Genomic DNA, 13,740 nt, shown 5'->3' with positions numbered 1-13,740 from the left:
AACAGCCACAAATTTGCGTTTTAGACAAGACGGTTAGTCTGCTTTAGGATATCTAGGAACCTACGACAGCAATCATTTTTTCTTATTAATAAGCAATGCACATTGGGTTATGGACTAATTCACCTTCAGGGCGCGGCGATTTGTTCTTAAGACCCTGGGTTGGGGACTAATCCATTGTGCTGCTCTGTGCGATTTGTACTCAAGACCCAGGATTGAGGACTAATCCTTTGAGTGGTATCGTGTGATTTGTACTCAAGACCCCGGATTTAGGACTAATTTTATGAGCGGCTCCTACGATTTGTACTCAAGACCCCTGGTTGGGGACTAATCCTTTGTTTGCCTCGTGCGATTTGTCCTCAAGACCCCGGATTGAGGACTAATCCTTTCCCCAACTCGTGCGATTTGTCCTCAAGACCCCGGATTGAGGACTAATCCTTTGCCCAACCCATGCGATTTGTACTCAAACCCCCCGATCCAAAGCTAAACTTGAAATACTCTGAAATGAAAAAGACGATTCGAAAAAGGATCGAATCGTCTTTTTTGTTTGTATTTAGGCTGTTACTTTCACTTTATTTTTTCTAATTGTTTTGTTGATAAATGGAACTACCCAGTAGTCTAAACCATATTTACCAGCGTTGAAGCCTGCTGTTAAGATGATGAAGCCTAAGAAAATGTCTGTTGGGTTATGAGATACAGTACCTGCTAAGAAGAAGCTGAAGTTCATCACTAGTCCGAAGAACATCGCTGCTGTTGTTAAGCATCCAAGCATAAGTCCTAAACCGATTAAAGTTTCTCCCCAAGGAACGATGAAGTTAAATACATCAATGTTCGGGAGTGCAAAGCTTTCTAAGAAGTTAACATACCAGCCGTAAACCATATTGCCATCAGGACCTTTTACTGGATTTGCTACTGCATTTTTCAAGTAGCCTGAAGCGTCAAAGCCGCCTGTAATTTTTCCAAAACCTGCTGTGAACCAAGCATAACCAAGATATAAACGAATAATAGTTAAGATTGCTGCTGAGATTTTATTTTCTCTTAAAAAATTGTTAAACATAAGTCATTCCGCCTTTCAATATTTGGCTGTTCTTTATACTTACACTATATTGGATTTCAGGGGTTATTAACATGGGTATAGTGTTAAGTTCACAGTTTGTTAGAAATGTTATGGCGGAATGTTGAACAACTATATTGTGTCAGGAGATCATACAGATAAAATGTCTTCTATCGCTGGGATTGCAGTAATAGCACCAACCTTCGTACAAACCAATGCACCTACTTTATTACTGAAATAAATCATTTCTTTAAGTCTTTCAAAATCTGCAATCTCAAGGTTAGCTTTCGCAAATTGGAACAGTGTTGCCCCGACGAATGCGTCACCTGCACCTGTAGAGTCAATCGATTTTATTTTTACACTAGGAACAATCTCGCTATTTTGCCCATTTGACAAATAAGTTCCCTCACTGCCTAATGTTACTGCGACTATTTTTGCTCCTAATTCATGAAGATAATTGGTTCCCTCAGCCACTGTTTTGATTCCTGTTATGAGTTTTAGCTCCTCATCACTCACTTTTACAAAATCCGCTAAACTGATTCCTGCCTTTGCCAATTCGATAAATTCAGGAATTCTGTTTTTCCAGAGATCTTTTCGATAATTAGGATCAAATGAAATAAATTTCCCTTGTGCCTTAGCATTGTTCATTACCTGAAAATAAGTGGATTGAAAAGGGTCGCTCAATAAAGCAGTTGCAGAGCCAAAATGATGAATTGCCGCCTCATTTAGCTGATCGGTATCAATTTCTTCTTCCATTAAAAGAGCATCCGCCCCGCGATTAAATACAAAATCTCTTTCACCATTTGCCTGCAAGGATACAAAGGCTAATGTGGTTGGATGGAAATCATCAAACACGACCATTGATGTATCTACTTTGGCGTCATCAAGTGTCTTCTTTAGAAAATGTCCGAATGGGTCATTCCCTACTTTTCCGCTAAAAAGAGCAGTACCTCCTAATTTCGCAATCGCCGCACAGACATTAGCCGGCGCTCCTCCAGCCTGTTTTTGGAAATTTTGTCCCTCTAGTAGGTTAATATCCACATCGGTACAGAAAAAATCGATTAATAATTCACCCATGCATATAATTGATGAACTCAAACCAAACACCATCCTTTTATAAAATAAAGCTCTAACCAATTAACCGATTAGAGCTTCCACACTTTACTTACTTGCTCCAAATGGAATCAAGTTCCGTTACTTTTAATTCCGTCACATTTGTAGTTCCTTCATTTGAAAAAACCTTGAGTTCTTGCCCTGCCCCAGACGGGAACAATAAACTTGTAATGGCAGCTTCACCATTGTTTGCAAACACCTCAATAGAGGAAGTATCTAAGAACAGTTGAAGTTTCAGCCTTTGCTGATTCAACTTTAATGGGGCTTCTTGTATAGCTCGAAAGGATGTCGAAAAGCTATGGTCCCCAGAAAGTGTCCGATCGACGAATAACTTCTCTTCTGCTGCATTATAGCCAATGACGGTTTTTTCTTGTTCAGAATGCTGTATGATAAATCCAAATTGGATTGAATTTACTTTTTCAAATTCGATTGTTATTTCCATTAAAGAATGCGTTAACGGGAACGAAACTCTTTTTCCTGATTCAACTGAAATTTTTGAATAAGATTCTGTTTCTTTTCTAATCTTACTAACCTCAGCAACAGGTTGTTGGAATAAGCGGACGCCGGCCTCGGTTGCAGCTAAGGATAATTCTCTTGGTAAGGTCATTGCGCTTCGCCAGCCTTTAGTCGGGACTTGATTGGCATAGCGCCAGTTACTCATCCAGCCAAGATAAATACGTCTTCCATCTTGGATATCCGACCAACTTACTCCGGCATAATTATCTCTTCCGTAATCTAACCAGAGAATTGTCGAATCATCATGGTCATTTACAAATGTGGTTCCATCAAACTGACCGATAAAATATTGTGTTCTGGAACCTTCTGCTGTTTCACCGTTATCCCCGATACTTACAATCAATACCCACTTTTCCTGTCCGCCATCTACTGGCAGCTTGAAAAGGTCAGGGCATTCCCATACACCATCATGCGACCCAGCTGTATGTCCAAATTCGCTGGCAAACTCCCATTCTTTTAAGTTTAGAGAAGTATAAATCGTAATCGTTTGCCCAGTCGCCAGCACCATCACCCATTTATTGGATTCTTCGTGCCAAAACACCTTAGGATCACGGTAATCGGTAATGTTAATGTCTGAAAGGACAGGATTGCCTTCATATTTTACCCACGTTCTGCCATTATCCTTACTGTAAGCTAAGCTTTGTTGCTGGAGCGGACGGTCAGAATCTGGATAGGTGCCTGCACTTGTATAAATCGCAACCAAGCCTGGTTGATTTTTTTCAAAAAATTCTGTTGTGTTGTTCCAATCAACGACGGCGCTTCCTGAAAAAATGGCTCCCAGTTCATCCGGATATAATGCAATCGGAAGGTGCTCCCAATGAATTAAGTCTTTACTAACGGCATGTCCCCAGTGCATCGGTCCCCAAGTCGTACCATAAGGATGGTATTGGTAGAACAAATGATATTCATCATTTAAAAAGACCATTCCATTCGGATCGTTCATCCACTTTTCTTCCGGTGAAAAATGAAATTGCGGCCGATACTGCTCTTTATAGGTGTGTGTCATAATTTTGCTCGCTCCTTCTTTCTATTAAATAAGTAAAAGGCTGTACGCATGTCCAAGCACTGCACAGCCTTTTTCTGTTTATTCTTGATTTCGGTCATAGCCCTTTTGTTTAATGTCTAACCATTCTTGCAGCCCGAGGCGATCCAATTCTGCTAAATACTCTTTCCATTCTTTTTCAACGCCGCCATTGGCAATCCATTCCGCACGTTTTCGTTTAATATAAGCAAACATATCTGTTTCGATTACTGAAAGTCTGTCCAGGTCCTCAAGCGAGAAAAATACACGCGGGTAAATATTATCGGCTTCCATGTAAGGAACCATTACTTCTTTCATTAGATTCAATCTCCAGGCAGCATCATCTGGTTTTGTAGTCACTGTACCGTAGTAGCTGTCTAAAATCGCTAACGGTCCGCCGACAGAAGTCTTTTCCCTCAATTCAACTGGTGCTGTACCTTCTAAAGGAAGATGTTTTAACATGTTTGTTGCTTCATCCATACCAAAGATGTTTTGCTGCTTTTCGTCACCATACGTACCCCAGTTATTCTGTACGGATTGAGACGGATCATAAAGCTGATCAATCCACTTTGCTGTTAATTCAAGGTTTTTATTTGCTGATGTTACGACTAACCGTGAACGGTCAAAGCCCATTCCATTTGTTCTTGCAACATTTTGATGTCCTTCTGGACCTTTTAATGGAGCTAACAGGTCGTAGTCATCGCCCATTCCAGTGATATTTCCTTTGTCCCATGTGAAGTACAAACCATATTTCTCATCTCGTCCTTTTGCAAGATACGTATTCCAATCATGTTCAAATGCTTCGATATCGATTAATCCTTCATTGTATAAATCGTTGAGCCAGCTGATCGCCTTTTTATAGCTTTCATCAGCCGCGGTAAGTTTCACTTCTCCATCATTCGTGACAACCGTGAAATCCCAGTTATCGCCTAGTCCAAATGCACCGAATAATGAATGTGGATCCTGCCCGCCATCATTAATAATGAATGACATTGGGATTTCATCCGCTTCACCATTTCCATTTGGATCCTGCGTTTTAAATGCGATTAATACTTGCTTAAGCTCTTCTGTTGTTTTCGGAACATCTAATCCTAATTTCTTTAACCATTCCATATTAATCCATGGAAACGCGTCAAGAGAGTGAATACTTTCTTTTCCTTCACCTAATTCCTCAATCCATGGGAATGCATAGATATGACCATCTGGAGCTGTCATCATCGCCTTATACTGTGGTGCTTTTTCAAGGACAGCTTGTAAGTTCGGCATATACTGAATTAAGTCTTCAACCGGAACGATTACTCCATCCTTCGCATGCTTTAATAATTCATAATCGCTGAAACCTGCATTAAAAATCGCATCTGGAAGCTCTCCACTTGCAATCGCAAGATTTCGTTTTTCACCAAAAATATCAGTTGTATAATTTCTCCAATCAATTTTCACACCCGTTTGATCTTCTAAGCGTTGAAAAATTAACTTTTCATTTGGATCCCGAGGAGCTAATGGCGAACTGGAAGTCATAATCTTTAATGTTTTTTCCTCTTTCAATGGAAAGGTAATATCCTTCAGCCCATAGTCCTTTGAAGAAAAACTTTCGGAGCCGCCGCTTTTACTTGTGCAGCCAGTAAGAAGTAAAGAACCTGAAAGTAATAGAGCTGAAGCCGTCGTAAACATTCTTTTTTTCATAATAAACCCTCACTTTTGTTTTATTTTAAAGAACCTACCATTACTCCCTTTTCAAAATACTTTTGGAAGAATGGGTACATAATCAATAACGGTAAACTTGCAATGACGATCGATGAATAGCGGATCATCTCTGATATTCTCATTAGCTCGTTCCTTGCCTCTACATCCGCAACCATTCCAGGCTGTACCTCATTTTGAATCAGTATTGAACGCAATACTAATTGCAGTGGATGCAATTCGCGGTCATCAAGGTACATCATCGCATCGAAGTAGGCGTTCCATTGTCCAATAAAGGCATATAAAGCTAGAACAAAGATAATTGGTTTCGATAGCGGTAAAATAATACTAAAGAAAATTTTCAAATCGGAGGCACCATCAATTCGCGCTGCTTCCTTCAGTTCATTTGGTACCGCTTTAAAATAAGTTCTGGCAAGAATAATAAACCAGACATTAACCGCACCAGGCAGGATTATTGCCCAAATGGTATTCAGCATTCCTAAATCACGAATAACGAAATAAGTAGGAATTAATCCTCCTCCGAAAAACATTGTAAATAAGAAGAAAATCATGAACACCTTTTTACCAACTAATCCTTCTACCGATAATGTATATCCAGCGAAGAGACAAACCACTACGGTCACAACCGTAAAACCCGTTGAATAAAGGAGAGAGTTGAAAAATCCTCTCATAATGGTGTCATCTGTAAAGAGCCGCTTATAGCCTTCTAAGGACCAATCAGAAGAATTTAAGAAAAGTCCTTTTCGAATGATTGCATTCGGTTCTAGAAAGGATGACAGAAATACATATAATAGTGGTCCTACTATTGCAAGGACAATGATCGTTAGTAGAATATTATTGGTCACAAGCAGTATTCGGTCGCCCTTTGCATGTTTGATTTGATTGTTCATACTTTTCCTCCTTCCTTAAACGAGTCCTTCACCTTCGTTTAGTTTCTTAACTACTTGATTGACTACCCCAAGTAAAATCACATTCACAACGGCATTAAATAATCCAACGGCGGTCGCAAACGAATAATCTCCTGCCAGCAGACCTCGTTTATATACATAAGTGGCAATAATTTCTGATGATGGTGAATTCATTGATGTTTGCAAAAGATACGCTTTTTCAAAACCAATTCCCATGATTCCTCCAGCAGCTAAGATAAACAACACAGCCATCACTGGCTTAAGCGTCGGAAGATCGATATGCCAGATTCGTTGGAGGAGAGATGCCCCATCAAGTGTTGCTGCTTCATGAAGCTGCGGGTCAACATTCGCAAGTGCTGCTACATAAACAATCGATGCCCAGCCTGCCCCTTGCCAAACTCCTGACCAAATGTAGATGGTTCTAAAATAATCTGGGTCAGACATAAATGATATTGGCTTATCCAAAAAGGTTGATAACAGTGCATTAACAGGTCCAACAGGTGATAGGAAAAGAAAGACCATTCCCGAAACGACAACCACCGATATAAAATGTGGTGCATATAGAGCTAACTGAACATTCTTTTTCACACCCGATTTTCTAAGCTGATTCAACATCAATGCCAGAATAATAGGAATCGGGAAACCGATTAGTAGTTCAAATGAACTTAATTTAATCGTGTTCATCAAGATTTCCATGAAGTTAGGAGAAGTTAGGAAACTTGTAAAATGTTTAAAACCTACCCACTCACTTCCCGCAATCCCCCTTATTGGACTAAAATCCTTAAAGGCTATCGCAGCCCCGTATATTGGGATGTACTTAAAAATAACGGTAAGAATTACGGCAGGAGCAATAAGCAAATATAAAATGTAGTTCTTTTTGATATATTGAAGGTTCCTGCTTAGTTTAGTAGGTTTACTTGTATGAACCGGCATGACTTGCTCTGTTTTTACTATTTCTTCCACTCTCTTACCCTCCTATCTATATAATCCGTTGAAAGCACTTTCAACATGGGTTAAATATAACAAAAGGAAGAAAGGGAAGAGTTTAATATTTTTGGTTAGTGCAGTTTAAAATTTTCGGAAGTTTGACATCGCTTTCACTCCTCCTTTTCGATATGATGGGAGATAGAAAGGATGTGGGATATGGCATACAAAGCACGAAGTGTATCAATGGTTTTAAAGGTTTTAAGGATTTTGAATAAACGAGAGAAATTAACCGAGGATGACCTGAGGTATTATCAAAACCAAGAAAAAGGATTCCAAGGGGAATTACAGTTTGATAAATTGACAGAGAAACTCCAGCGTGACTGTCATATTTTGAATGATTTACAGCTTGATAGCAGCAAGTCTAGTTTTCAACTTGATTCATCCCTTATTTTTCAAGACACCCTTTCACTCTTTGAGGTGAAAAATTTTGAGGGCGAGTATATTTATGGCGCTGAATATTTCAAAACGATTAGCGGACGGGATATCCAGAACCCGCTAGATCAGCTCAAACGAAGTAAGTTACTGCTGAGCAATCTCCTTCAATCATTAGGAAGTAAACTAACACTTGAAGCATACGTTATTTTCATTAATCCCCAGTTTACATTATTCCAGACTCCACCTGATCTGCCCTTTGTACTTCCAACCCAGCTTGACAACTTTATGAAAAAATTAGACCTGAAGCCATCACGGCTCAATCAGTCGCATAAAAATCTAGCGGACAAGCTAATTTCCTTACATCAAACCGTACCACCTAATATCCATCTTCCTGCCTATAAATATGAGACGATAAAAAAAGGGATGACCTGCTTTGGATGTGAGTCGTTTGATGTGACCGTTCAGGGAAAGAAAGTAGTTTGTCTTCATTGCGGGTGCGAAGAAATGGTTTCATCTGCTATTTTGCGTATGGTCGGGGAATATAAGTTACTATTTCCAGAAAGGAAAATCACTACAAATGAAATTCATGAATGGTGCAGAGTAGTTAATTCTAAAAAAACCATAAATAGGACATTGGGAAAGCATTTAGTGAGCAAAGGAGTTCACCAATGGTCTTATTATGAATGAAATGCGGATAATTGACAGTGTTCAAGGTAAATCTCTGGCTCTCTTGTTAGGTTTTGTCCTTCGTCCCCTTGATGAAAGACTAATCTCTCGTACTCTTGCTGAGATTTGTCCTTCATGCCCTTGATGAAAGACTTACCTCTCACTCTCTTGTTGAGATTTGTCCTTCAACCCCATGATGAAAGACTAATCTCTCACTCTCTTACTGAGATTTGTCCTTCATCCCCTTGATGAAAGACAAATCTCTCACTCTCTTGTTGAGATTTGTCCTTCATGCCCTTGATGAAAGACTAATCTATCACTCTCTTGTTGAGATTTGTCCTTCATCCCCTTGATGAAAGACTAATCTATCACTCTCTTACTGAGATTTGTCCTTCATGCCCTTGATGAAGGACTAATCTATCACTCTCTTGTTGAGATTTGTCCTTCATGCCCTTGATGAAAGACTTATCTCTCGTACTCTTGTTGAGATTTGTCCTTCATAAGAAAAATCCTCTAGTTCCTAAACTAGAGGATTACTTTTTAATATCTTTTAAACCATTATTAATCTTTTCCGCTGCTTTATTCGCAGCGGAACTAACATCTTTTCCTTCCCTGCCTACTTCCTCGAATAATTCTTTAATCGCTTCGCTGATAACGGGATAGGCTGGCGTTACCGGCCGACTTTTCGAGTAGTTTTGGTCTTGTTGGATAAAGATATTTTTAGGATATTCATTGAGTTCAGGGAAGGATTTCGCTACCGAATACCTTGCAGGTAAATCACCAGTGATTTCCACAAACAGCTTCGAACCCTCATACCCTGTAGCAAACTCAACAAAATCCCATGCCTCATCTGGATATTTGGTTTTCGAGGAGATCCCAAGTGCCCATCCGCCATTCGGTACTACCTGATACCGCCCCTTCGGAAGCGGGGCAATGCCATAGTCTTCTCCTAGAATAAAACCAGGGGTTCGCTGTAATTCCGATATAGCCCAAGAACCCAATATCGTCATCCCAAGCTGATTATTTTCAAAAGGCGCAGGAGGCATTTCAACCGCCGCTACTCGGTGATTACGATATAAGTCTTGATAAAATTGCAAGGCCTCTAATGCTTCTTTAGAATTGATAAACCCCTCTGCGGTTGTTCCATCAGGACTAATCACACTTGCACCGAACTGCCATAAAATTGGCATTTTAAAATAAGCAGGTCCTTCTCCAACATTAAATCCTTGAGCGGGGTCTATCCCGATCACACCTTTTGCTGGATTGTTGATTTTTTTAGCAATCCCAAGCACTTCATCCCACGTCATGGGATTGTCAGTATCACCTGATGGAAAGGGGATTCCAGCCTCCCTGAAAAGATTCATATTGTAAAATAAGGCAATACTCGATTCCACAATAGGGGCAAGGTAAATTTCATCATTATAGGTTAAACCGTTTAGTACTCCCTTAGGGATATCTTCAATATTCCCTTCCTCTTTCATATAAGAGTCAATCGATAAAAGCGCGCCTGAATTGGCATAAAGAGCCAGATTTGGACTGTCAATCGCCATAATATCGGGATGGTTTCCTGCAGCTAGTTCCGTACGCAGCCTTAATTCGTATTCATTTCCCCAATGCATCGATTGCATATTAATTTTAATATGGGGGTGCGATGCTTCAAAAGCTTCGATTACCTCTTCATAGGCTTGATTATACGCTTGATTGCCTAAATTTCGTAAAAAGGTCAGCTCAATTTGTTTTGCCGGCTTCTCTTTCTCTGAACTCTTATTTGAAAGTGGGAAAAAATAGAAAAAGGCAAAGACTGCTAAACAAAAAAGAAGTATGATAGCGATCCATTTCTTCAACTGTATCTGCTCCTCCCTTCAATAGGCCTATTCCCCTATCGAGTTACGAAATTCAACCGGTGTTTGTCCAAAGTGTTTTTTAAAGACCGTACTAAAATACCCTGAGTTTGAAAAGCCAACTAAGTTGCTGACATCAATAATTTTCAGCTGTTTATCCTTCAGTAGTTGTTTAGCCTTTTCCATTCTTAATGTAACCAGATAATCACTGAAATTCTGGCCGACATGATGTTTGAAGGTTTCTGATAAATGGGCACTATTAATGTGAAATAAAGTAGATAATGTGGTAAGGGATATTTCACTAGCATAATGCTGGTCCAAATAATGGCGGATACTATCAATTAATTTCTTATTAGAAAAACGTGCAAGACGTACCTTTTCAATGATTAACGAGGCTAATTGTGTCAAATCCTCTTTCACTTTATGCTGTGAATAAAGCTTCCAAATATTTTGCTGGCAATTCCAAATCGTATTTTGGATGTCTTTCGTCTCAACATCATACTTTTTGGCTAATGACCCTAACATAAATAGCACTTGGTTGGCCGCGAATGAAAACGACATAACGGAACGACCTTTGGAACCTTCGAAAACCTTCTGTAAATTGTCTTTAAAAGCAGAAAAATCGAGATTTTCAATAGAATTGGTTATCCGTTTTTCGTAATCTGGAGAAAAATCAAACACTCCTGCACTTGCGGTTGTTTGGTCCAGAATCTGAGACTTTGAACCAAGCTGGCTTTGGCTCCATGCAAGTAAACTAGAGATATATCCGCTCCTATATTCTGACAGTCCATTCACAATCGTACCAATTCCAATGACAGTTTCTAATTTTAATAACTTGTTAACGGTTTGTTGAACGTGTACGACAAACTGATCAGTTGATAGAGAATTGGTGTCCACTACCTTTAAAAATTGAACCATATTTGGGTAGCTGGGATCCGTAAACATATAGGTCGCTGTTTGCTGTTGGGCGATTTCCTTACACAGCAGCTGAAATGGGATTCTTAGTTCGTCTAGACGAATAGGATCGTCACTTTCTCTTATTTCCACTGTAAAAAATTGTACTTTTCCATTTTCATTTGCCAGATTTTCTAACTGAAGCTGCTGAAGCCTTTCAGTCACAATTGGAAGCTGTAATACTTCTTCTTTTGCTAAATGGAGGATAAATTGTTCCTGCAAATCTTGTAAATGAGAATGTACAAACCGGCTCATTTGGGCGATTTCAATTTGTTTTCTTTTCTCATCTTCTATTTCTTTCCGTATCTTCCTCAATGCTTCTACTAATTCATCAGGGGCGACAGGTTTCAATAAGTAGTCTCTGACGCCTTGTTGCAGTGAATTCCGCACATATTCAAAATCAGAGTAACCCGATAAGACAATGACCTTTACATGAGGAAACTCTTTGTGGCAGCGTTTTGCTAATTCCACTCCATCCATAATAGGCATTCTCATGTCCGTGATCACTACATCGATATCTTTGGTTTGGAGGATTTCGAAGGCTTCTTTCCCATTTGAAGCCTCTTCCTCAATTTGGAAACCTTCTTCCTCCCAATCCACTTTTAATCGTAATCCTCTACGAATTTGAATCTCATCGTCCGCGATTAACACTTTCATCCTGTCTATCCCCCCTTTTTACATCAATCAGCAGTGTAATCTTAGTGCCCTCATTCTTAATAGATTCTATGCAATAGGAAAAATCATTTCCGTAGGTAAGCTTTAATCGTCCAAGTACATTTCTAAGACCAATGCTGTTCCCTTTGCTTTCTAACACAATCATTGTTTCATCATTTTGCTGTAAGTCTGAAATCAATTCTTCTGACATCCCTATACCTTTGTCTTCTACGGTGATGCTGATCTGGTTCCCAGCTTTTTTAGTTTTAATAAAAATATCTGCAAATGTCTTTTCGCTAAAACTATATTTCACAGCATTCTCCACGAGTGGCTGTAAAATGAATTTTATAACGGGGAAGGTTTGCGTGTCAGGGTCTACATCCATTTGAATTCTGATTGTGTCCTCATATCTCAACTTTAATATGTTCGTGTAACTTTTGATGTAGTTTACTTCTTCACCTAACGAAACAATATTGCTTTTTGAATTTAACGAATATCTCAGCATTTTTCCTAAATAAACGCTCACATTCATCACTTCTTTATTTTTCCCTTGAAGCGCTAAACTTCCAATAATTTCTAATGTATTATTTAAAAAGTGAGGATTTATTTGCAGTAATAAGGCTTTATATTCTGCATCTTTCCGGCGTAAATTGGCTTCATATTCTGTTTCAATTAAATTCTGTAATGTGTCAATCGTATGTTTTGTTACGTCGATCAGGTAATCTACCTCATTATTTTGCGATTTAATATCAGGCAGAAAACTCTTCGCCTCTGAAAATTCTCCCCTTTCTATTAATCTCATCGCTTTTTCAAGTTTCCCTAAAGGACTCGTAATATTGTTAGACATAATATAGGAAGCCACAAGGGTTATAATAAAAAGGATTGCACTTGTTAACAGAAGGTTGTGCTGCAAATGATTGACTCTAGCGAACAATTCAGACTCCGTCACTTCACTGATTAAAATCCAACCGCCAACCGGCAGCTTTTGGAAGAACACCAGATACCTTTCCTTCTGATAAGAAGCCTCAATCAGCCCTTCTTGGTCATCGCTTGCGGAAATTTGTTTCAAGCTTTGCTGCAGGATCGAACTTGGGGTCTTAATAGTACCTGACAAAATGTTTTCACCATGCTGATTTAACAAATAGGTATGCTCATTTTGACCCTTCTTTATTTTATTTAGTGCCGTTTCAAGTAAAACCGAAGGGAAATTCACCTTTATGACTCCTGCCGATATCATCGTATTGGTATCAATCAAGGGGAGAATATAGCTATTGATCTTCCTCACTTGCATTTCATGACTTTGCTGAAAAGGATCTAAATGTGATTTAACATAATCCTGGTTATTTTGGGTAAAATCTTTGTACCATTCCGTTTCATGAAGGGTAGGATGATTACCCCAAGTCCCCGTTCCATTATCCAGCAGCACTGAAATGGACATCGCATTAGAATTGTTTATCATGATTGATGACAGCCCCTGTCTAAGCTGATTCATCGATGAGTCAATTTCTTCTGCCTCTGCACCTCGTCTATTTAATCGCAGCCATTCTTGAGTAGTCTGGTTAACTAGGACCTGCTTGCCTAAGTCCTCGGCCTGGGAGGTGATGGAATCAACATAAAGTGAAAACTGATCCATCATTTCTATGGTTAATTCTTGTGTTTGTTCTCGAATAACAGATGTAAAAAAATTGGGAATCACGATTGAAAGAATAACAAATGGAATGGTTAACAAACAAGTAAAAACAAGTAATAAACGATTTCGTAATGAAAAAAGCATGTTTCCCTCCTTTCCAAAAAAGAAGTGGTAAAACCCCTTTCATTGATTAAATAGTAGGAATAATCAATTATAGCATTTAAATAATACTAGACTCTAGTGCATGAAAAATGGCTGCGAATTGTAAATTTTGATACACTCCGTCACATGTGTCAAAATAGGAATTGTGAATACCAATAGAA

Annotated in this window: 10 protein-coding genes; 1 reads left to right on the top strand and 9 read right to left on the bottom strand. The window is 39.1% G+C overall.

Going from position 1 to position 13,740, the window contains the following annotated elements:
* Nucleotides 1-550: 550 nt before the first annotated feature.
* From SFC47_RS07805 to SFC47_RS07780, 6 genes are all read right to left on the bottom strand, one after another.
* Nucleotides 551-1,054, bottom strand: coding sequence for a DoxX family membrane protein (locus SFC47_RS07805; RefSeq protein ID WP_411253707.1), 504 nt, complete (start codon nt 1,052-1,054; stop codon nt 551-553).
* A 147-nt stretch (nt 1,055-1,201) separates the two neighbouring features.
* Nucleotides 1,202-2,161: a carbohydrate kinase family protein gene (locus tag SFC47_RS07800; RefSeq protein WP_411254087.1), complete on the bottom strand. Its 960-nt coding sequence runs from the start codon at nt 2,159-2,161 to the stop codon at nt 1,202-1,204.
* A 55-nt stretch (nt 2,162-2,216) separates the two neighbouring features.
* The gene (locus SFC47_RS07795; RefSeq protein ID WP_411253706.1) at nt 2,217-3,686 is read right to left on the bottom strand and encodes a glycoside hydrolase family 32 protein; all 1,470 of its coding nucleotides are present in this window, start codon (nt 3,684-3,686) and stop codon (nt 2,217-2,219) included.
* Between the two features lie 78 nt (nt 3,687-3,764).
* Complete coding sequence (locus tag SFC47_RS07790) at nt 3,765-5,384, bottom strand: ABC transporter substrate-binding protein (protein WP_411253705.1); 1,620 nt, start codon at nt 5,382-5,384, stop codon at nt 3,765-3,767.
* Nucleotides 5,385-5,404: 20 nt separating this feature from the next.
* Nucleotides 5,405-6,292: a carbohydrate ABC transporter permease gene (locus SFC47_RS07785; protein WP_411253704.1), complete on the bottom strand. Its 888-nt coding sequence runs from the start codon at nt 6,290-6,292 to the stop codon at nt 5,405-5,407.
* Between the two features lie 15 nt (nt 6,293-6,307).
* Nucleotides 6,308-7,243 (bottom strand): ABC transporter permease, encoded by a 936-nt coding sequence (locus tag SFC47_RS07780; RefSeq protein ID WP_411254086.1) that lies wholly within the window; start codon nt 7,241-7,243, stop codon nt 6,308-6,310.
* Nucleotides 7,244-7,453: 210 nt separating this feature from the next.
* On the opposite strand from SFC47_RS07780, the gene SFC47_RS07775 reads away from it, so the two are divergent.
* Nucleotides 7,454-8,359 carry a nuclease-related domain-containing protein gene (locus SFC47_RS07775; protein WP_411253703.1) on the top strand — a complete coding sequence of 302 codons (906 nt, stop codon included), beginning with the start codon at nt 7,454-7,456 and terminating at the stop codon, nt 8,357-8,359.
* Nucleotides 8,360-8,871: 512 nt separating this feature from the next.
* On the opposite strand, the gene SFC47_RS07770 is transcribed toward SFC47_RS07775, so the two are convergent.
* Genes SFC47_RS07770 through SFC47_RS07760 form a run of 3 tightly spaced genes read right to left on the bottom strand, consistent with a single transcriptional unit; the run spans nt 8,872 to nt 13,561 of the window.
* Nucleotides 8,872-10,182 (bottom strand): ABC transporter substrate-binding protein, encoded by a 1,311-nt coding sequence (locus tag SFC47_RS07770; protein ID WP_411253702.1) that lies wholly within the window; start codon nt 10,180-10,182, stop codon nt 8,872-8,874.
* A gap of 27 nt (nt 10,183-10,209) precedes the next feature.
* Nucleotides 10,210-11,790, bottom strand: coding sequence for a response regulator transcription factor (locus SFC47_RS07765; RefSeq protein WP_411253701.1), 1,581 nt, complete (start codon nt 11,788-11,790; stop codon nt 10,210-10,212).
* Nucleotides 11,765-13,561 (bottom strand): cache domain-containing sensor histidine kinase, encoded by a 1,797-nt coding sequence (locus SFC47_RS07760; protein WP_411253700.1) that lies wholly within the window; start codon nt 13,559-13,561, stop codon nt 11,765-11,767. Before SFC47_RS07760 ends, SFC47_RS07765 begins: the two co-directional genes overlap by 26 nt.
* Nucleotides 13,562-13,740: the final 179 nt, after the last annotated feature.

Origin of the sequence: Neobacillus niacini, assembly GCF_046591715.1 — a bacterium.
Taxonomy (GTDB): domain Bacteria; phylum Bacillota; class Bacilli; order Bacillales; family Cytobacillaceae; genus Neobacillus; species Neobacillus niacini_L.
Note: the sequence above shows the minus strand (reverse complement) of the source record. Positions and strands in the feature narration are given on the sequence as shown.

Bases quoted from the DNA above. Each gene is read 5' to 3' on its own strand.
- SFC47_RS07805 (WP_411253707.1), bottom strand. From the start codon at position 1,054: ATGTTTAACAATTTTTTAAGAGAAAATAAAATCTCAGCAGCAATCTTA.
- SFC47_RS07800 (WP_411254087.1), bottom strand. From the start codon at position 2,161: ATGGTGTTTGGTTTGAGTTCATCAATTATATGCATGGGTGAATTATTA.
- SFC47_RS07795 (WP_411253706.1), bottom strand. From the start codon at position 3,686: ATGACACACACCTATAAAGAGCAGTATCGGCCGCAATTTCATTTTTCA.
- SFC47_RS07790 (WP_411253705.1), bottom strand. From the start codon at position 5,384: ATGAAAAAAAGAATGTTTACGACGGCTTCAGCTCTATTACTTTCAGGT.
- SFC47_RS07785 (WP_411253704.1), bottom strand. From the start codon at position 6,292: ATGAACAATCAAATCAAACATGCAAAGGGCGACCGAATACTGCTTGTG.
- SFC47_RS07780 (WP_411254086.1), bottom strand. From the start codon at position 7,243: ATGCCGGTTCATACAAGTAAACCTACTAAACTAAGCAGGAACCTTCAA.
- SFC47_RS07775 (WP_411253703.1), top strand. From the start codon at position 7,454: ATGGCATACAAAGCACGAAGTGTATCAATGGTTTTAAAGGTTTTAAGG.
- SFC47_RS07765 (WP_411253701.1), bottom strand. From the start codon at position 11,790: ATGAAAGTGTTAATCGCGGACGATGAGATTCAAATTCGTAGAGGATTA.
- SFC47_RS07760 (WP_411253700.1), bottom strand. From the start codon at position 13,561: ATGCTTTTTTCATTACGAAATCGTTTATTACTTGTTTTTACTTGTTTG.